The sequence below is a fragment of the Zhongshania sp. genome (assembly GCF_041584495.1).
In the GTDB taxonomy this organism is placed as follows: Bacteria; Pseudomonadota; Gammaproteobacteria; order Pseudomonadales; family Spongiibacteraceae; genus Spongiibacter.
Genome location: NZ_JBFHDY010000070.1, coordinates 1 through 18,514 on the forward strand (window position 1 = coordinate 1; position 18,514 = coordinate 18,514).

Consider the following 18,514-nt stretch of genomic DNA (forward strand, 5'->3'; position numbering starts at 1 on the left):
TGCGAACTACCCGTTCAATCTCAAGGCCAGGTATGCCTATAATTCTTCCTGCGTGGGACATCGGTATTCTCCATCAAACTGTTTCTTCGCAAATTCAGTTTAATGAATGCCGGTGTCCCCCGTTAATGATGAAGAGCCAATGCTAGACCCCTGCCTGTATCTCAATTATGGAATATTCACACTGTACTAATGATCGGGGCTATTGCGTATTCCGGCGCTTAACCTATGATAGGCGCGTTTTGGCGGCAGTTTAAAACTGGCGGTGAGGGTCTGAAAATAGCGCATTCGTCGCTGTGGTTTTTCATAATTATTTTGTTTTGGGCATCAAATAGCCGCTTTATATAGCGGAGTTTTGCGGTGCCTAAGGTTCCTGTCTGGGTAGCAGCTTTGGCTGGCGTCCAGTTGCAATTTCATTGTGTTGGGTGTGGAGTTTGGCATGAGATCTGTTCGTCAGTATCTAGTAGCTGTGCTGGTGAGTGCCTTGTTAATAGCCCCTATGCTGTTAACAGCAAATGTGGCCAAGGCTGATGCAATGACTGATTTTTTAAATTCGCTAGGGCTTTCAGGGCTCTTTTCCGAATTTGGTAAATCGGTAGGTACGGTTGGTGGCTCGGTGCTGGATCCGGTCGGCACCGGCGATAACGATTTTCTGGGGCTTGATGTGCTCAACCCCGAGAATGATTTCGGCTTAACCGCAAATTCAGAGGAAGTGACCGGATCTGGCAATAAGACCGGCTCCGGCACGGCAATTCCCTTAGATGAGCTCGGTGGCTCCGAGGCTGCTAATGAATACGGCTTAAGCTATGAAAGTGGTAGTGCCGAACGAATTCGTGCCGTTATCGGGCCAGACGGATCAATTACTGCGCCGGCGGCGGCCGGTGTAAAGGACGGTACTGGGCAAGTAGGCACTGCCGTGGGTTCAAACGCACCTCTGCCTGGATTGGGTGATCAGCCGGTTGGTTTGGCGGTTTTGGGCGCTAGTTCATCGGGTAATGGCGAGATGGTTGGGGTCGCTGTTCTGTCTGGCGATAATTCCGGGAATGGCGGTAGCGCCGGTGTGGCGGTGCTCTCTGGGAGTGGCTCGGGCAACGGCGACAGCGCCGGTATTGCAGTGCTTGGCGGGTCGAATTCCGGTAATTCCGAGCTGGCTGGTGTCGCGGTATTAAATGGTGCCAATTCAGGGAACTCGGGCATCGTTGCAGTGGGTATCTTAAACGGCGCCAATTCCGCCAATGGTGGCGTGGTCGGTGCAGGGGTTTTAAACGGCCCAGGCTCGGGTTCTGGTGGTTTGATTACGCTTGCCGTTGCCAATGCGCCCCTCGGGCCAAATAGTAATGGCGGCGTGGGCAATAATGGTAGTTGCTCTGCGTCAGGCGGCGTGGGCTGCGGTGATATCGGCGCTTTGGCGCTGTTGGATTCGTGTAAAGATGCTGATCTTGACGGTGTGTGCGACGAGTTAGACGAGTGTTTAAATACACCCGCCGATATGCCGGTATTTTTAACGGGCTGTCACTTGTCTGAGGATGCGCCGCTGGTGTTGCGTGGCGTTAATTTTGAATTTGATAAGTGGGACTTAACCGCGGAATCTTATCCAATTTTGGAGCAGGCCGTTAACGTGTTGAATGCGCAGCCTGATTTTCTGGTGGCGGTAGATGGTCACACTGATTGGATGGGCAGCGATAGCTACAATATTCGCTTGTCATATAAGCGTGCGAGAACGGTTTATCACTATTTGGTTGATGCTGGAATTAAGGAAAATCGCCTAGTATTTCGTGGCTATGGGGAAAGTGTTCCGGTTGCGGCGAACGCAAACGAAGACGGCAGCGATAATCCTGAAGGGCGTGCAGAAAACCGTCGCGTAGAACTAAATGTTCTGCAGCCCGATGTTTTTGAGGCGGTGAAAGAAGAAAACTTGTCGCAGCGTTGAGGTGTGTCGGCGCTAGCGCGTAAGGGCTAGCGCTCATTTTTTGGGGAGCGGTCTCCCTTGGCTTTTATTGTTTAGAGACGATGATATGGCAATTGATTTTCCTTCCGCGCTTCCTCCGCAACAGGCGAGCGTAGCGCAGATTGCTGAGTGGGCAGGTACCGGTAGTGTTTATCAGGGTTTGGTGAATGGATACCAAGTCCGCGTTTCCGGCGCCCACCAATTGGGCCGCGATGAATTAGATAAGATTTTTAAATCGGCAAAAACGCCATCACAGGCGATTTTTCTGATGAGTTCGGCGGCGCTTAGAAAAGGGCATATGCTGGTTTCTATGCAGTATGCGCCAGAGGGTAATGTTATTTATGTTCACGCTCTTCAGGCCCGTGTTACGGGATTTAAGGGCGGCGAAATAAGCACGTTTTTTGCAGACTTAAAAAATGACCCAAACCTAACTCGCGGTGAGTTTGATCGCGCTAGAGTGATGGCTAACGTGCGCAGTGAACGCACGGGTGTTGATTATTCGGTTAGTTATGTCGTTGATGAAAATGCGCCCGAACGTGTTGTTATGGTGTTTTCTGGTGAACCCCGTGAAGATTACGACGCCACGGATTTGGTGCTGAAATTTGGCAATCAAGGCAGTCGTTACGTTGGGCGTTATTTTGGCGACGTTGGACTAAGTCATAATTTTAAAGATGGCAGTCGCGCCACCGGCAGTTTAGAGACAGCGTTTACCGATTTAGGCGAATCTCGCGGCGGCGAAGATTACTACCGTATTCAATTAGCCGCAGATCATCCAATTGCGCAGGGCTTGTACGGCATTAGTGCGGGGCATACTGAGTATTCTCAAGATCTAGGCAGTACAACGAGCTCAACAACGACAGCGTCGGGCTCAGATCCGATTTGTGATGCTCTGGGTATGCTCGGCTTATGCAGTCCTAGCTCAACCACAACGACGAGTACCCAAAAAGTGGGATTAGATGCCAAAATCAATACGCTTGGGGTATCGGGTGAGCAAGTATTGGCCAGCGATTTAAGCTCAAGACTAAATGTGTTCGAGCGTATCGATTACATCGACTCACAAATCGATGTAGGTGTTTTTGGTAATTTACAAGATGAAAAGTACGCAACCCTTGAAGTTGGTGCAAAGTATTTTGCCGCTGACCTGCGTGGGCCAAGGTCTTTGCGGTGGTCTGCTCAGCTTTCAGTTAAAACCGGATTAACTGGCGATAGCGGTAGCTTAGGGACCTACCCTGCGTATCGCACTCAGTATTTGAGCAACAACCCCGGTGCGACAAGTACGCCGCAGGTGGTGCCAGCGGCGCGAACGGCAGAGTTTATAAGCGTATTGCCGCGCTTTACGGCCAAGCTCCCGCTTGCTGATAGTGGAAATTTACGGCTGAATGCGATGGCCCAGTTCGCCAATGAGCAATTGCCCCAGCAACAGCAGTGGGTCCTGGGTGGTATGGGATCAATTAGCGCCTATTTACCAGGGGTTTTGTCGGGTGATTCTGGCTACTACGGTAAGTTAGATTACGCTAAAACGATTGCTGTACTCGGTATCGAAGTCGAGCCAGAAGTCTTTGTTGAGTACGGCGCGGCATGGTTCGAAAATGCCTCAGGTCTTGAGGGTGAAACCCGTAGTATTGTGGATGCCGGTGTTAAATTTAGTGCTGATTTGGGTTGGGATGTGCAGTTGGACGCGGTATTTGCACGCTCCTTGGCTGATGACGGCTTTGCAAGTTCGTCCGCGCCGAAAGCTTTCGAAGCAGATTTTTTCTTTGCCATTAAAAAAATATTTTGATTTGCGCTAACACGGGTAACTGGCACTCGTGTGCCCAGTTACCCGTGACATATTGTTTTTTCCAAGTTCCCCGCGAAATTTGTATCGTGTCCTTTCTGCGCTCATATTCCCTGATTTCGTGTTAGTTGCCACTAATGTGTGGTCACTAATAAGATGAAAATTGCCTTCGCTTTAGTGCATTTAATGAAAGATGCTCAATTTGGTTTTATAGCCAGTTTTTATGACGCACTATTTAAACGGTGTGCCGTTGCTAGCAAATCCTAATAAATTAGCTGTGATGGTGTTCACATGTTTTGATTTATTGTTGGCGTAAATGGTGACTTTGTCTCGCTTATTAATACAATGGCCTTAATGCGCTTCTTCTAGCGTTTATGCCGTGCCAATTAATAGTTTCTCGCTAGTGGTTGTGCGGTGTCATATATAGAAGTGGGAATTGAACAGCGACGTTCATATTGCAGTAGATGTTACTGCCTACACGGAGAGTACCTATGTTTTGCGAAAGCGAAGCGGCGTTAAGTACATCTACAACTATTCCTATTTTTTTAAAATTGCGCTTTGCAATGGTGTCTCTGCAAAGTGTTGTTTCTGTGTGCCGAGAAGAGAGAGCTTCTTACCAGCTTTGCTAATGTTTCCAATGGAAGTGTTGACGCCTGTGGCGCGTCATCATTATGTCGATTTGAAATCCTCAAGAATTTAAATTCTGAATTTTTGTTTCTTTTTTTACAAATGGAGTTGCCAAATGAAGTCTATTCGCAGACTGCTGTCTGTCTCGTTAATCATCTCAATGATGGTGTCCGCGCCAATTGCTTCGGCAGATGGTTTAACGGATCTACTCAATAGTTTAGGCCTGCAGCAACTATTTTCCGAAGTTGGCTCCACGGTCGGTAGTATTGGTGCGTCAGTGCTAGACCCGGTAGGCACTGGCGACAACGACTTTCTTGGTGCCGATTTGCTCAACCCAGAAAATGATCTCGGCGTGACATTGGCTTCTACGGAGACGGTTGGGCTCGGAAATAAAACTGGCAGCGAGGCCATCATCCCCCTCGATGCCTTGGGCTTGTCCCAACTACTCAACGCGCTTGGTTTAAGCTATGAGGCGGGCTTGGCGACGCAGCTTCGGAGTTTAGTCGGGCCGAATGGCATGGTAACTGACGTGGCGGTCGATTTACTCAAGGGTATACCGACTGAGTTTGCGCTTCCTGGCTTGGGTCAGGGTGAGGGCTTAGTTATAGACGGGGCTGAGAACAGCCTATTGGGATTGTCGCTACTTGACTCTGGTTCCGGTGGTAATGGCGGCGCAATTGGTGTGGCCGTATTGTCTGGTAGTAACTCCGGAAACGGCGAATACGCAGGTATTAGCATCTTAGGTGGCGAGAATAGTGGCAACGGTGGCGTTCTAGGGGTTGCCGCGCTGTCGGGAAGTAACTCTGGAAATAGCGACGGGATTGCGGCAGGTGTTTTGTCTGGTAGCAATGTTGGTAATGGCGGCGCTGCGGGCATTGCCGTGCTAAATGGCAATGATTCCGGTAATGGTGGAAGTGCTGGTATTGCCGTATTAAATGGCAATAATTCGGGGAATGGTGACACCGCCGGAGTGGGTGTTTTAAACGGTGATAACGCGGGTAACGGCGATAGTGCAGGCGTTGGGGTGTTAAACGGTGATAACTCCGGAAACTCTGGTTTAGGCGCAGTTGCGGTATTGAATGGTGCCAATTCGGGCAATTCTGAGACGATCGCGGTCGCGGCGATAAACGACGCCAATTCAGGTAATGGCGGCGTAGTCGGCGTTGGTGCGCTGAATGGTCCGGGATCGGGTTCTGGTGGTTTGATATCGGTTGGCGTGGCCAATGAACCCAGTCGCGATGGTAGTAATGGCGGTGGCAATGACGGAAGCTGCGCCAGTGCTGGTGGCCTTGCTTGCGGCGGCCCGCTGCAGCTTGCAATGCTGGATGCCTGTGAGGACAGTGATGCCGACGGCGTTTGTGATGAGCGTGATGAGTGCCTGAATACACCGGCTAATATGCCTGTGTTTTTAACAGGTTGTCACTTAACCGAGGATGCGCCGCTAGTGTTGCGCGGCGTCAATTTTGAGTTTGACAAGGCAGATTTAACGCCTGAGTCCTTACCTATATTAGAGCACGCCGTTCGCGTCTTGGCCGCTCAGCCAGACGCGCTGGTGACGGTAGACGGGCATACCGACTGGATGGGTAGTGATGCCTATAATCTTCGCCTGTCATATCGCCGTGCGAACACGGTTTACAATTACTTGATAGATGCTGGCATTAATGAAAAGCGTTTAGCGTTCCGAGGTTACGGAGAGAGCTCGCCTGTCGCGGCCAATGCGAATGACGATGGTAGTGATAATCCCGAGGGGCGCGCTGAAAACCGCCGGGTCGAGTTAAATATTCTCGACGCTGAAACATTTCAATTGACCAAAGAAGAAACCCTCACAAATTAGTCGTTAGCGCGAGGCAAGCTGGTAGCTAGGGGCAAGCAGCTTTAAGGGCTCCTTGCTGCTACTGCTTATGCCTTTACCGTTAACAACGAGCTTATTCCATGCATATTAAAGGACTAGATTATGGCTATTGATTTTCCCCCAGCCTTACCGCCGCAATTGACTTCCGTCGCCGAAATAAGCACGGCGGCGGGTGCACGTGCGCCGTATATTGGCTTGGTCAATGGGTACGAATTGCGGGTAACAGGGAGTCATTATTTAAAGGAGACCGAGTTGTCCGTTATTTTTGGGATGGCCAAGACGCCCTCCCAAGCAATTTTATTAATGAATTCATTAACCCTGCGTAAGGGCCATCTTTTAGTGGTAACGCAGTATGCACCAGAAGGGAGTACCGTCTATATTCACGCGGTACAGGCATCTGTTGTTGCTATAGAAGGCGAAGGTGTTACCGAATATTTCAGTGATTTAAAGGGTGATCCAGATTTAACCCGCGCTGAGTTTGAGCGTGCGCGCGTGATGGCTAATGTGAAAAGCCAGCGCACAGGGGTTAATTATTCAGCCACTTTCTTTGTTGATAACAATGACCCAGAAGCAGTAAGTTTGGTGTTTGAGGCTGCTCCGGCTGAAGATTACGACGCGACTGATTTTTTTGTGCAATTTGGTAACCAAGGTAGCCGGTATGTCGGGCGATATTTTGGTGACATCGGCATGAATCATAATTTCGCAAATGGTGGTCGGGTTGGCTTGGGCTATGAAACGGCATTTACCGACTTAGGTGAGTCGCGAGGCGGAGAGGATTATCACCGCTTCCAGCTTACCGCAGACAAGCCCTTTTCTTCAGGTTTGTATGGCATCACGGCAAGCCACACTGAGTATAGTCAGCATCTTGGCTACCGTGCTGGTAGCGCCAGTGCGCCAAGTGGTGGTGTGGTGTGTGACCTGCTTTCTGTCTTGGGTTTGTGTCTGCCGACTACTGCCGCAACCGCTGGGCAGAGTATTGATTTAGATGCTGATATCAATGCGCTAGCGTTGACTGGTGAGCAGGTTTTGGCAAGTGATTTCTCCTATCGCATAAATTTATTTCAGCGTCTTGAGTATGTTGACTCTACGCTTGATATTAGTGGGTTTGGCAGCTTGCAAGATGAGGGTTACGGCACCCTTGAGCTTGGGGCGAAGTATTTCTCTGCGGAAACCCTAGAGGGTGGGCAATTTCGTTGGTCGGCGCAATTGTCGCTTAAAGGGGGGCTTACTGGTGACAGCGGTACGCTGGGTAGTTATGACAGCTTTAGAACTCGTTATTTAGCTGAGAACCCCGGTGCAGTGTCGGCACCAGAAGTTGCGCCTGCAGCGCGTACCGCTGATTTTATTGCGGTCTTGCCAAAGATTGCCGCCAAGCTTCCCTTGTCAAAAGAAACTGAGCTGAATGTAAGCTTCTTTGCCCAATATGCGGATGAGCAACTGCCACAGCAGCAGCAGTGGGTGCTCGGCGGTATGAAGTCAATAAGCGCCTATTTGCCCGGTGTATTGTCGGGCGATTCTGGCTATTTTGCTGACATAAGTCTGCAGCGCAAGTTGCATATTGCCGGTATGAATGTGAGTGCTGCAGTGTTTGCGGAATACGGGGCGGCATGGTTTGAGAATGTGTCGGGCTCAGCGGGCGATGAGCGAAGCATAGCCGACGCTGGCGTGCGTGTTTCGGCCGACGTGGGTTGGAATGTGAGTCTGGATGCCGTGGCCGCGACGCCGCTGACAGATGATGGCTTCGTATCGTCATCAGAGTTGGAGCGCTTAGAGGCGGATTTTTACTTTGTACTGAAAAAGGTCTTTTAAATGGATATCGCTGCACAGCAGCGCGGTTTGATTGTGCAGCGATGTCATTTTAGGGGTGTAGTTTAGTGGAGGCAGCGCAAATACGCTTTAATACAGGCGTCTAAGCCCATTTCAATAGCATCTACTGTAAAGGCGTGACCAATAGATACTTCCCGCAAATCGCTTACGCTATTTTTAAATAATAATAAATTATGCAAATTCAGGTCGTGACCGGCATTTAGTCCTAGTTCGATATCGGCCGCCAAAATACTGGCGTCGATAAAGCGCAGTAAAATCTCATCTTGATGTTTTGCGCCGAAGGCTTCTGCATAGGGCCCCGTGTAGAGCTCTATGCGGTCTGCGCCAATGGTTTTAGCTAGGCGAATTTGTTCGGGCTCGGGGTCCATGAACAAGCTCACCCGCACGCCAAGATCTTTTAATTCGCTAATAATTGGCTTTAGGCGTTCGCCGTCACGATGCAGGTCAAAGCCATGGTCTGACGTTAATTGGGCGTCGGTGTCGGGAACTAAGGTACACTGAGCTGGGCGTATTTGGCGAATGATTTCCATAAAGCCGGGGTAGTCAGCAATGTCTTTGCGTGTGGATTTCATTGCTGGTGCAAAGGGATTTCCTTCGATATTAAATTCAACATTTAACATCTCTGCGAGCTCAAAGCAGTCGCTTACCCGAATATGGCGTTGATCTGGTCGTGGGTGTACGGTAATCCCTTGAGCGCCTGCGGCAATACAGCGTGCTGCATGCAGTGTTACGCTCGGATAGTCAGTATCTCGAGAGTTTCGGATTAGCGCGATTTTGTTTAAATTAATACTTAGGTTTGTCACGGTCGATTCCTTGCGCTAAGGCGCATGGATTATAGTTGCTGGACATCACTTACCTGCTTGATCCTGGTATTAGTGATTAAAATGGGTTCGACGGGAACATCATCGAAGCCACCAACGCTGTGGGTGCGGCTTACAGCGATGTCTCGAACAACGTTTTGTCCGTCTATGATTTTTCCAAATACGGCGTAACCGTCTCTGCCCATTCTGGCGTCGAGATTCAGGTTCATACGCATATTAAAATAAAATTGAGATTGTGCGCTGTTAGGATCGTCTGTTCTGGCCATCGCTATGGTCCAGCGTTCATTGCTCAATTTACTCGTCTTAGACTCGTTGATGATCGGCGCACCATTGTCTTTTTCAACGAGGTCTGGGGTGAAACCGCCACCTTGCACAGCAAAACGTCGAATAACGCGGTGAAATATTGTGCCATTGTAAAAGCCGCTGCGAACATAGCCTAGAAAGTTGTCAACGGTTATTGGCGCTTTGTCGGCATATAACTCAACGGTAATATTGCCTTTGCTGGTCTCTATAATCACTACCGGATTAGGAACGGTTTGACTGTGGCTGATAGTGGGTAAGAATAAACCTAATACAATTACTAGTGCCGACAAATAGCGCATCGTTTTTAACTCCAATCAGAGCGTCGTTTTGGCATCATCTTTGGAATAATCAAGGTGATCATAACGCCAATTAAAACGGCAAAAGCACCGTTTAAGAAAAATTCGTTTTCTTTGTTTTCTCGTAGGCGCGCATTGTCAGTTTTTAAAACGTCGACTTCACTGGCGAGCATTTGATTGGATTCCAGTAGGCGTCTGTTGTCTTCGTCTAGCTTGATCGCATTTGCTGATATTCGTTTGACTTCGCCAAGCTCCTCATTGAGCGCAGTATTTTCCTGTTCAAGCTCGCTGACGATGTTGCTGGTTTGAGCGCTGGTTTGGGTGGTGCTCTTAAGCTGTTCGCGGAGCTCTTTGTTGGAATTCGACAGTTCGGTGACTTGTTGCTTTGCGGCGTTTAACAGGGTCCGAGCAACAGGGTTTTCGACCAAGTAGTGGCTGGGTAGCCAACCTTCAACGCCGCGATCCGTCTTTACGCGCGAGTAGCCAGTGTCTTTGTTTGTTTCGAGTAATTCGAGTTTTTCGCCACTGGGCAGGCCGCGATGAATAATGCGGTGTTTGGTGCTGTCGCCGACGCGCAATGGCACGTATATCTTGTCGCTGATGTAGCGAGTTTCTGCGAAGGCCATGCTGCCGACGCTCAGTAGGAGAAAAGATGCGCTGGCAATAATCGATTTTTTCACTGGATTTTCCACGTTAATAAGCTGCAATAAACGATTAAAAAATAAAGAATAAAGCACTCGGAGGCTTTCTTCAATTTTCTTACTTTTAGGGCAAAACCTTTTTGTAGGGTTTCACTGTTACTTTGGCGTACACGCCCGCTGCAATATAGGGGTCAGTATCTGCCCAATGCTGGGCATCGGCCAAACTGGGAAACTCAGCAATAATTAGGCTGCCAGTAAACCCCGCCTCGCCGGGGTCTTCGGAGTCAATGGCGGGGTGCGGCCCGGCCATGATCAGGCGACCTTGGCTTTTTAAATCTTGCAAGCGAGCAATATGGTCTGGGCGTGCCCCTAGACGTTTGGCTAGGCTATTGCTTACATCTTCACTGATTACGGCGTATAGCATGGGGATCCTTAATTGAGCCTGAAAATTTCTTCAAAGCTCAGCGATGTGAGCTTTTCTATGCGCTTTACCAGATAAAACATCGCGCCCAACATCACTATTGTGCAAGGCAGGGCGATAACAGGAAAGCTTAGACCAGTCATTTTGCCGAGTTCAGCACTGTATTCCGCACTGCCAGGGGGACTGATAAGTAATATTTTGGCAAGCGCATAATTGAGGGTGGCGGACAAGAAAAACGAAAAGGCAATCATATAGGTTGCGGTTTGCAATGCCTTTTGGAATAGCGCGTCGCTATTGTTTTGATTGAGTGCGTTGGTGACTTTTTCAGTGTCGATAATTTCATCATTAAAGATAAAGGTTTTTATCAACGGGTAGGGGGTATAAAGTGAAATTAGCGTCGCGAGGCCAATAAGTGCTGGGATACTTGCTTCCTTGATGGCGATATACCCTGCGTCGAGCTCTAATAGGCTGATGCCACCGGTTAGCAAGACACTGATAAAGCCCAAGATTGCAAACATATTGGCGCGGCGGGCTTTTACAAAGTCGTAAAAACCGAAGGCAAGCGGGAAGGCCAGGGCAATTATGATGCTAAGGCGCGGGCCAAGGTACACCTCGCTACTGAGTTTGGTCAGTATTAAGGTGGGGATAACGATATTGAACAACAGGTTAACGATGACACTGTGTCGTTGTTTGTTTGGCGCCTGTTCCGGCATATTGGATCCTAATTTTGGCTTGCTGTTTAGCGGGTAATGATTGATTAACGCGACCTGCTGTTGCGTCACTGCTGCAGGGCAGTGATAATCCGCCCACTATACCTATTTTCAAAATCCATCACTAGCCTCCAAGGGGATTAGCTTTGATTGTTGATTTGCATACTCACACGACGGCTTCTGACGGCGGACTTTCGCCCTTGGAGTTGGTTCGGCGTGCTCGTGAGCGGGGTGTGCAATTATTGGCGATCACCGATCATGACACCGTTGCCGGTTTTGCTGCGCTTAAGGACGAGGCCGGTGCTGGAATGCAGTTGCTGGCCGGAATAGAGTTGTCTTGCACGTGGTCCGGCGTGAATATTCATGTGCTCGGTTTGGGTATTGATACGATGGCCCCCGCGTTTGTCAACGAACTAGAGCGGCAGCGCAGCGCACGAGATTCGCGTGCCCAGCTGATCGGTCAGCGCTTGGATAAACTGGGTTTTGTCGGCAGTTATGAAGCTGCCGCAACGCTGGCGGCAGGGCGAGCAATTGGTCGTCCGGATTTTGCTCGATTTTTGGTGACTGAGGGGCATGTCAGTTCAATGGCTGCGGCCTTTGATAAGTACCTTGGCGCCGGTAAAGTAGGTGATATTAAGGCAGTGTGGCCCGATTTGGGCGAAGTCGTTAGTTGGATTCGTGATGCTGGCGGCGTGGCAGTTATGGCGCATCCGTTGCAATATAAAATGACGAATGCGAAATTGCGGCGCATGCTGGCCGAGTTTAAAGAAGTGGGTGGCGAGGGCTTGGAAGTGTGCAACGGCAAGCCTTCTAATCAGGACTTGGCGTATCTTAGGCAGCTTTGTCAGCAGTTTGAGCTGGAAGCCTCTGCCGGTAGTGATTTTCATCACCCTAGCAGTTGGTCTGAATTGGGTTGCGACGGGAAAATCATTGCGCCTTGCAAGGCCGTTTGGGATCGCTGGTGTACGCAATAGATCGATTGGAACATAATTATTGGAGGCTGCAGTGAGCCAATTTTTTCAGATACACCCCGAAAACCCACAAGCCAGATTGATAAAGCAGGCAGCCGATATTATTCGCGGCGGCGGGGTGGTGGCTTACCCAACTGATTCTGCCTATGCCTTGGGTTGCCATTTGGGGGATAAAAGCGCCCTAGAGCGGGTGCGGGCTATTCGTCGCCTCGACGACAAACATAATTTTACCTTGATGTGCAGTGATCTCTCTGAGCTGGGCACCTACGCCAAAGTCGATAATTCTGCATTTCGTCTATTAAAAGCGCACATTCCGGGGCCGTACACCTTTATTTTGCGGGCTACCCCAGAGGTGCCGAAGCGCTTGCTGCAGCCCAAGCGTAAAAGTGTGGGCTTGCGCGTACCTGCTAATCAAATTTGTTTGGATTTGCTTGCGGAGCTTGGTGAGCCACTGATGAGTGTGAGCTTGATATTGCCAGGTGAAGAACTGCCGATGACGGACCCCTATGATATTCGCGATACGATCGGTGGCTTGGTTGATTTGGTGATTGATGGCGGCTATTGCGGCATGGAGGCAACCTCAGTCATCGATTTGGTGGACGAAGTTCCGGTAATAATACGCAGAGGCCTCGGTGATGTCAGTCAATTCGAGGATTCACTGTGACCGGCGGCCAGATCCACGTATAATCGCGCCCTTGGTGGATGATATCGTGAGATCTCAGTAACAGTGCAAGACGAGCAGACAGAACAGCAACCCGACCCGGTTGTGCAACGCGCAGCAGATGCCTCATCGGCGGCAGAACTCCGCGCTGGGCGTTTGGAACCGGTCGTCGAGCCACCGGTTGCACCGCTGGAAATTATTAGCTTAAAAGCTATTCGCCAGCAGCCCCAGCAAGGGGAAATGCCCTTTGCCGTAGTGCAGGGCAAAGCGCTTACTGAAATTCCCAAAGATTTGTATATCCCGCCCGAGGCGCTTGAGGTTTTTCTCGAGGCCTTTGAAGGCCCGTTGGATCTACTTCTATACCTGATAAAACGCCAGAATCTGGACATCTTAGAGATCAACGTTGCGCAAATTACTGAACAGTATATGCAATACGTGAATATGATGAGTGCCATGCAGTTTGAGTTGGCCTCAGAATATCTGTTGATGGCGGCGATGCTTGCTGAAATAAAGTCGCGGATGTTATTGCCTCGTTCAGCGGAAGCGCTTGACGATGAGGAAGACCCCCGCGCGCAGCTAATTCGGCGCCTCCAAGAATATGAACGGTTTAAGCAAGTCGCTGAAAGTATTGATCAACTTCCTCGTATTGGCCGGGATAGCTATATTGCGCTCATTGATCCCCCCGCTGCGGAAAAACGCCGGGCAGAGCCCGATGTTGATCTTAAAGAGCTGATGCTGGTGCTCGGTGACGTGCTTCGCCGCGCTGATTTATTTGAAAGCCACCAAGTGCAACGCGAAAAATTATCTACCCGTGAGCGTATGTCAGAAGTGCTTGCCGCGCTGCGTGCCGACAGTTTTGTACCTTTTGTCAGTCTGTTTAAGGGGGAGGAGGGACGTTTGGGCGTGGTGGTTACTTTTCTGGCTATTATGGAGTTGATCAAAGAGTCGCTGGTTGAAATAGTGCAATCCGAAGCTTTTGGTCCCATTCACGTGAAAGCGAAAGTGATCTGATGCTCGAGCAACAACAATTAAAACGTATTTTAGAAGCCGCGCTTATGGCGGTTGGTCGTCCACTCTCGGTGCAGCAGCTCAGCGCGCTATTTGACCCCGAGGACAGGCCGGCCACGCCTGATATTTTGGACACCTTGAAGGCAATTGCAGAAGATTGCGATGGACGAGGCTTTGAACTCAAAGTGGTTGCTAGCGGCTACCGCATGCAAGTCTGTGAAGACCTTGGGCCATGGGTTGGCCGTCTCTGGGAGGAAAAGCCACAGCGTTATTCGCGCGCAATGCTTGAAACATTAGCCTTGATCGCTTATCGCCAGCCAATCACCCGTGGCGATATCGAAGATATTCGCGGCGTGGCGGTAAGTTCGCAGATTATTAAAACCATGCTCGAGCGGGAGTGGGTTAGAGTCGTTGGCCATAAAGATGTCCCGGGGCGCCCTGCAATGTATGCCACCACCCGAAAATTTTTAGATTATTTTAATTTGCGCAATTTAGATGAATTGCCCAGCCTCGCCGACATTGCCGATTTAGATACCCTAAATGGGGAACTGGATCTCGACACTGGCGAGTTTAGTCCCACCCCAGATAATACTGCGTCTGAAACAGAAGCCAGCGATGAACATGGTGATAACGCAAGCAGTGATTTAGCCTTGAATGACGATGCGGACGACAGTATCGGAGACAAGCTCACCGTTGCCGAAAATGGCGATGATGAAGACGAAGACAGCCATGACCCAAATTTGCCACCCGAGGTCCTTCTTTAATGATACCAACTGATGAAAAGCTACAAAAAGTTCTGGCGCGTGCTGGTTTAGGTTCGCGCCGGGAAATGGAAAAAGTCATCAGCGACGGTCGAGTCACCGTCGACGGTAGGGTGGCAGGCTTGGGTGACCGGGTCGCCGTGGGTGTCAAGATTCAACTTGACGGTAAACCGCTGCGCATTGAAGGCGCTGCTGCTAAGCCACGGATACTGCTCTACAACAAGCCCGAGGGCGAAATCTGCAGCCGCAAAGACCCTGAGGGACGTCGCTCGGTATTTGATCGTCTTCCTCGTCTCCAAGGAGAGCGTTGGATTTCGGTTGGTAGGCTGGATTTTAATACTACCGGCTTGCTGTTATTTACCACCGATGGCGATCTAGCCAATAAACTGATGCACCCTTCAACGACCATTGAACGGGAGTATTTATGTCGAGTCATGGGCAGCGCAACCCCCGCTATGATGCAGCAATTGCGCGATGGCGTGCAGTTAGAGGACGGTCTGGCGAAGTTTGCCGACATCGCTGACGGCGGTGGAGAAGGCTTTAACCACTGGTATTACGTGGTGATTATGGAGGGTCGAAACCGGGAAGTTCGGCGTTTGTGGGAGTCTCAAGGTTTACAGGTTAACCGTTTGAAGCGTGTCCGCTATGGTTCGGTTTTCATACCCTCTAAAGTCAAGGTCGGGCAATGGACTGAATTGAGCGATCCTGAAATTGCCACGGTATACCAAATGGCAGATATGCCTGCACCGTTGAGCGCCCCAGCGGGCGGGCGGGGTCGGAAGTCGCGTTAGGCAGGCATAAAAAAGGCCCGTAGGGGCCCTTTTGAATGGTGATGGTCAAAGGTTTGTCGTGGAGTCAGTGGATTGCTTGTTTTTCAAGCGCGGTAGCGGTGTCGATGCCATCCCAGTGGTCGGTTCGGCCTTCTCGCCAGCCGGTTAGCCATTCCTGTCTGAGTTGGTCTTGATTATGTGGGCAGTTGTCTTTTTGTCTTCCAGCTATGCCGGCCTGATAGCCGCGTTGGTAAGCTCTTTCGGTCATGTCGCGTTTCTGTCTTCTCATTGGGCATACGCCTCCAGCATTATAGTCAACATGTCGCTCTGGGTTATCTTCAGTGCGCCTAACCCAGTTTTCTGGCACCATCGCGAGACTTATCGCGGTGGGAACCCCATGTAATCAAACTTTCATGGTGCTCGTCGAAGACCTATTGCTTATATGAATATAGCCTTTTAGAAGAAGGTCGTATAAGGCGGTATGCTATTGTTTGTAAAAGAATTTAAATTTACTACCAGTTCTCCCCAGAGGTTTTATGAGTCAAAAGCGTTCTTTTATCGCCACCTGTCCTAAAGGCCTAGAGCAGTTGCTTGCGGCAGAAATCGCCAGCTTAGGTGGTGAGCCGTTGCGGGAAACCGTTGGCGCGATGATTTTTAACGCCGATCTTGCGGCGATGTATCGCCTGTGTTTGTGGTCGCGGTTAGCCAACCGTGTTCTGTTGATACTGTCGGAGTTTCGCGGTGAAAGTGCCGATGATCTCTATCAAGGATTGTCTGCTATCGATTGGCAGGATCACATGCTGGCGAGTAATAGTATTAGCGTCGATTTTAATGGTCAGACCGACGAAATTCGGAATAGCCATTTTGGCGCCTTAAAAAGTAAGGACGCGCTTGTTGATTATTTTCTGGCCCGAGGCGAGACACGACCCAGTGTTGATAAAAATGCGCCAGATATCCGCATTAATATTCGCTTAAATCGGGGGCAAGTCACGGCTTGTATCGACCTGTCTGGTGAAAGCTTACACCGTCGCGGTTACCGTTCCAGTGGCGCGATGGCGCCGCTAAAGGAAAACTTGGCGGCGGCGCTGTTGCTTCGAGCCGATTGGCCAGGTATTGCGAGTCGCGCAGGGGCGTTAATTGATCCCATGTGTGGCTCCGGCACCTTGCTTATTGAAGGCGCAATGATGGCCATGAATATTGCACCGGGGTTGCTGCGTCAGCGCTGGGGCTTTCGCGGCTGGCTAGATCATGACCAGGCGCTGTGGGAACGGATTGTTGAGCAAGCGGAGGCTCACCGCAGTTTAGCCTTAATGCGGGAATGGCCAGAAATTCGCGGATACGATGCTAATGGTAAAATTGTTGCTCAAGCACAGGAAAATATAGAAAACGCCGGTTTGGCGCGTTTTATTAAAGTCTCTCGCCGGGAGCTTGCTCAGTTGGTTAAGCCAACGCATCGCGAGTTGGACCACGGTCTATTAATTACTAATCCTCCGTATGGTGAGCGCTTGGGTGAGCAGGCGGAGTTGCTGCATTTGTATCGTCATTTAGGGCAGTCGATGCTCGCGCACTTTAGCGGTTGGCAGGGGGCGGTTTTTACAGGCAATGCCGATTTGGGCAAACGCATGGGGGTTCGCAGTTACAAGCAATATCAATTGCTCAATGGCACCATTCCGGCCAAGTTGTTGCTGTTTAATATTGGGCCAGAGGCGCAAGTGCGAGAACGCCGTGCTGATGTTCAGCAAGAGAACCCTGCAGAAACACTGCAGCTCACCTCGGGCGGACAAATGTTTGCCAATCGTCTGCGTAAAAACCTAAAGCGTCTGTCGAAATGGCGAGCTAAAAACGGCATCGAATGCTTTCGGGTTTATGACGCAGATATGCCCGAATACGCCGTCGCAGTTGATTGTTATGGCAGCGCGGTACACATTGCCGAATACATGGCGCCAATCTCGGTGCCGGAGGAAGATGCTGAGCGTCGTTTGCGCGAAGTCATTGAGGCGGTGAGTCAGGTTTTTAATGTTTCGGCCAATCATATTGCGGTTAAGGAGCGTCGTCGTCAGCGCGGTAAAGATCAATACCAGCGTCAAGCACCGCGCAATACGGTAATGGAGCTTAAAGAAGGCCAGGCCAAGGTGTTGGTTAATCTGCATGATTATTTAGACACCGGTTTGTTTTTGGATCATCGCCCGGTGCGTCTTGATATTGCGGCAAGAGCGAAGAATAAACGCTTTTTAAACTTGTTTAGTTATACGGCAGTTGCCTCGGTGCAGGCGGGTATCGGTGGCGCCAAGGTCACTACCTCGGTGGACATGTCTCATACCTATTTGCAGTGGGCGCGACGTAATTTGTCACTAAATGGTTTGAGTGAATCCCGCCATCGCACAGAACACGGTGATTGCCGGCGTTGGATGAAAGACTGTAAAGATCAGTACGACCTTATATTATTGGATCCGCCGACGTTCTCAAACTCTAAACGCATGGATGACGTCTTAGATATTCAGCGCGATCACAGCGAATTAATTAACGATGCAATGGCGCTGTTGGCACCAGAGGGCTTGTTGATATTCTCTACCAATAAGCGCGATTTTATTTTAGACCAGGACTTATCTAGTCATTATAAAATGGAAGACCGAACGCGATGGTCTCTTGATGAAGACTTTTCGCGTGGCGGTAAACCGATCCATTACTGTTGGTATATTACCCGCTGAGAGCAGAGGCAAGGCTGGAATAAAAAAGCCCGCAGTGATAATTCACCGCGGGCTTTTTTGCTAAATATTGCTTTAAATCGCAATAACGTTAGCCGCTTGTGGCCCTTTTTGGCCAGTCTGTACATCAAACTCTACGGTTTGACCTTCAGCTAGGGTTTTAAAACCGGTGCCGCCAATAGCGCTAAAGTGAACAAAAACATCTGGGCCAGACTCCTGCTCAATAAAGCCAAAGCCCTTTGTTTCATTAAACCATTTTACTTTTCCGGTACTTCTGGACATAACATGTGCCTCGTTGTGTTAATAAATGCCTTTTATGGTGCTTGAGCTGAGATAGGCAGGGACTTATGAAACAGAACGAGGTACTTAAAACGACTTCGTGGTGCTTATACATAAAACCAAGCTGCATCCGTAGCCA

17 protein-coding genes are annotated in these 18,514 nt (G+C 49.9%); 10 read left to right on the forward strand and 7 right to left on the reverse strand.

The window, feature by feature from the left end:
- The first annotated feature begins 436 nt into the window (after positions 1-436).
- The 4 genes from ABYP33_RS11950 (at position 437) to ABYP33_RS11965 (ending at position 8,010) form a co-directional block, all read left to right on the forward strand.
- Complete coding sequence (locus ABYP33_RS11950; RefSeq protein WP_373091196.1) at positions 437-1,927, forward strand: OmpA family protein; 1,491 nt, start codon at positions 437-439, stop codon at positions 1,925-1,927.
- 85 nt (positions 1,928-2,012) lie between these two features.
- The gene (locus tag ABYP33_RS11955) at positions 2,013-3,725 is read left to right on the forward strand and encodes a ShlB/FhaC/HecB family hemolysin secretion/activation protein (protein WP_373091197.1); all 1,713 of its coding nucleotides are present in this window, start codon (positions 2,013-2,015) and stop codon (positions 3,723-3,725) included.
- Between the two features lie 739 nt (positions 3,726-4,464).
- On the forward strand, positions 4,465-6,183 hold the full coding sequence (locus tag ABYP33_RS11960; RefSeq protein ID WP_373091198.1) for an OmpA family protein: 1,719 nt from the start codon (positions 4,465-4,467) through the stop codon (positions 6,181-6,183).
- 120 nt (positions 6,184-6,303) lie between these two features.
- A complete protein-coding gene (locus ABYP33_RS11965; RefSeq protein ID WP_373091199.1) occupies positions 6,304-8,010 on the forward strand; it encodes a ShlB/FhaC/HecB family hemolysin secretion/activation protein in 1,707 nt (568 codons plus the stop codon).
- Positions 8,011-8,072: 62 nt separating this feature from the next.
- Here ABYP33_RS11965 and ABYP33_RS11970 read toward each other — a convergent pair whose 3' ends face one another.
- The 5 genes from ABYP33_RS11970 to ABYP33_RS11990 all read right to left on the reverse strand — a co-directional run bounded on the left by ABYP33_RS11970 (position 8,073) and on the right by ABYP33_RS11990 (position 11,223).
- On the reverse strand, positions 8,073-8,831 hold the full coding sequence (locus ABYP33_RS11970) for a pyridoxine 5'-phosphate synthase (protein WP_373091201.1): 759 nt from the start codon (positions 8,829-8,831) through the stop codon (positions 8,073-8,075).
- Positions 8,832-8,860: 29 nt separating this feature from the next.
- Complete coding sequence (locus ABYP33_RS11975; RefSeq protein ID WP_373091203.1) at positions 8,861-9,451, reverse strand: peptidylprolyl isomerase; 591 nt, start codon at positions 9,449-9,451, stop codon at positions 8,861-8,863.
- Positions 9,452-9,456: 5 nt separating this feature from the next.
- A complete protein-coding gene (locus ABYP33_RS11980; RefSeq protein WP_373091204.1) occupies positions 9,457-10,128 on the reverse strand; it encodes a TIGR04211 family SH3 domain-containing protein in 672 nt (223 codons plus the stop codon).
- Positions 10,129-10,213: 85 nt separating this feature from the next.
- Positions 10,214-10,513, reverse strand: coding sequence for a YciI family protein (locus ABYP33_RS11985; RefSeq protein ID WP_373091205.1), 300 nt, complete (start codon positions 10,511-10,513; stop codon positions 10,214-10,216).
- Positions 10,514-10,521: 8 nt separating this feature from the next.
- A complete protein-coding gene (locus ABYP33_RS11990) occupies positions 10,522-11,223 on the reverse strand; it encodes a VC0807 family protein (protein ID WP_373091206.1) in 702 nt (233 codons plus the stop codon).
- Positions 11,224-11,366: 143 nt separating this feature from the next.
- Here ABYP33_RS11990 and ABYP33_RS11995 point away from each other — a divergent pair, with 143 nt between their 5' ends.
- The 5 genes from ABYP33_RS11995 (at position 11,367) to rluB (ending at position 15,412) form a co-directional block, all read left to right on the forward strand.
- Positions 11,367-12,194 carry a PHP domain-containing protein gene (locus ABYP33_RS11995; protein WP_373091209.1) on the forward strand — a complete coding sequence of 276 codons (828 nt, stop codon included), beginning with the start codon at positions 11,367-11,369 and terminating at the stop codon, positions 12,192-12,194.
- 31 nt (positions 12,195-12,225) lie between these two features.
- A complete protein-coding gene (locus tag ABYP33_RS12000) occupies positions 12,226-12,855 on the forward strand; it encodes an L-threonylcarbamoyladenylate synthase (protein WP_373091211.1) in 630 nt (209 codons plus the stop codon).
- Between the two features lie 63 nt (positions 12,856-12,918).
- Positions 12,919-13,863: a ScpA family protein gene (locus ABYP33_RS12005; RefSeq protein ID WP_373091212.1), complete on the forward strand. Its 945-nt coding sequence runs from the start codon at positions 12,919-12,921 to the stop codon at positions 13,861-13,863.
- Positions 13,863-14,624 carry an SMC-Scp complex subunit ScpB gene (gene scpB / locus ABYP33_RS12010; RefSeq protein WP_373091214.1) on the forward strand — a complete coding sequence of 254 codons (762 nt, stop codon included), beginning with the start codon at positions 13,863-13,865 and terminating at the stop codon, positions 14,622-14,624. The genes ABYP33_RS12005 and scpB overlap by 1 nt, the downstream gene beginning before the upstream one ends.
- On the forward strand, positions 14,624-15,412 hold the full coding sequence (gene rluB, locus ABYP33_RS12015; RefSeq protein WP_373091216.1) for a 23S rRNA pseudouridine(2605) synthase RluB: 789 nt from the start codon (positions 14,624-14,626) through the stop codon (positions 15,410-15,412). The genes scpB and rluB overlap by 1 nt, the downstream gene beginning before the upstream one ends.
- A gap of 64 nt (positions 15,413-15,476) precedes the next feature.
- Here the strand turns inward: rluB and rmf are convergent, their stop codons facing one another.
- The gene (rmf, locus tag ABYP33_RS12020; RefSeq protein WP_008249830.1) at positions 15,477-15,680 is read right to left on the reverse strand and encodes a ribosome modulation factor; all 204 of its coding nucleotides are present in this window, start codon (positions 15,678-15,680) and stop codon (positions 15,477-15,479) included.
- Between the two features lie 247 nt (positions 15,681-15,927).
- On the opposite strand from rmf, the gene rlmKL reads away from it, so the two are divergent.
- Positions 15,928-18,099, forward strand: a complete 2,172-nt coding sequence (gene rlmKL, locus ABYP33_RS12025; RefSeq protein ID WP_373091218.1) for a bifunctional 23S rRNA (guanine(2069)-N(7))-methyltransferase RlmK/23S rRNA (guanine(2445)-N(2))-methyltransferase RlmL — start codon at positions 15,928-15,930, stop codon at positions 18,097-18,099.
- A 72-nt stretch (positions 18,100-18,171) separates the two neighbouring features.
- Here rlmKL and ABYP33_RS12030 read toward each other — a convergent pair whose 3' ends face one another.
- The gene (locus ABYP33_RS12030) at positions 18,172-18,378 is read right to left on the reverse strand and encodes a cold-shock protein (protein ID WP_373091220.1); all 207 of its coding nucleotides are present in this window, start codon (positions 18,376-18,378) and stop codon (positions 18,172-18,174) included.
- Positions 18,379-18,514 lie beyond the last annotated feature (136 nt).

What these genes read in the sequence shown, in the direction of transcription:
- rlmKL (WP_373091218.1), top strand. Translation starts at nt 15,928, where the DNA reads ATGAGTCAAAAGCGTTCTTTTATCGCCACCTGTCCTAAAGGCCTAGAG.
- ABYP33_RS11950 (WP_373091196.1), top strand. Translation starts at nt 437, where the DNA reads ATGAGATCTGTTCGTCAGTATCTAGTAGCTGTGCTGGTGAGTGCCTTG.
- ABYP33_RS11955 (WP_373091197.1), top strand. Translation starts at nt 2,013, where the DNA reads ATGGCAATTGATTTTCCTTCCGCGCTTCCTCCGCAACAGGCGAGCGTA.
- ABYP33_RS11965 (WP_373091199.1), top strand. Translation starts at nt 6,304, where the DNA reads ATGGCTATTGATTTTCCCCCAGCCTTACCGCCGCAATTGACTTCCGTC.
- rluB (WP_373091216.1), top strand. Translation starts at nt 14,624, where the DNA reads ATGATACCAACTGATGAAAAGCTACAAAAAGTTCTGGCGCGTGCTGGT.
- ABYP33_RS11985 (WP_373091205.1), bottom strand. Translation starts at nt 10,513, where the DNA reads ATGCTATACGCCGTAATCAGTGAAGATGTAAGCAATAGCCTAGCCAAA.
- ABYP33_RS12030 (WP_373091220.1), bottom strand. Translation starts at nt 18,378, where the DNA reads ATGTCCAGAAGTACCGGAAAAGTAAAATGGTTTAATGAAACAAAGGGC.
- ABYP33_RS11960 (WP_373091198.1), top strand. Translation starts at nt 4,465, where the DNA reads ATGAAGTCTATTCGCAGACTGCTGTCTGTCTCGTTAATCATCTCAATG.
- scpB (WP_373091214.1), top strand. Translation starts at nt 13,863, where the DNA reads ATGCTCGAGCAACAACAATTAAAACGTATTTTAGAAGCCGCGCTTATG.
- rmf (WP_008249830.1), bottom strand. Translation starts at nt 15,680, where the DNA reads ATGAGAAGACAGAAACGCGACATGACCGAAAGAGCTTACCAACGCGGC.
- ABYP33_RS11975 (WP_373091203.1), bottom strand. Translation starts at nt 9,451, where the DNA reads ATGCGCTATTTGTCGGCACTAGTAATTGTATTAGGTTTATTCTTACCC.
- ABYP33_RS11990 (WP_373091206.1), bottom strand. Translation starts at nt 11,223, where the DNA reads ATGCCGGAACAGGCGCCAAACAAACAACGACACAGTGTCATCGTTAAC.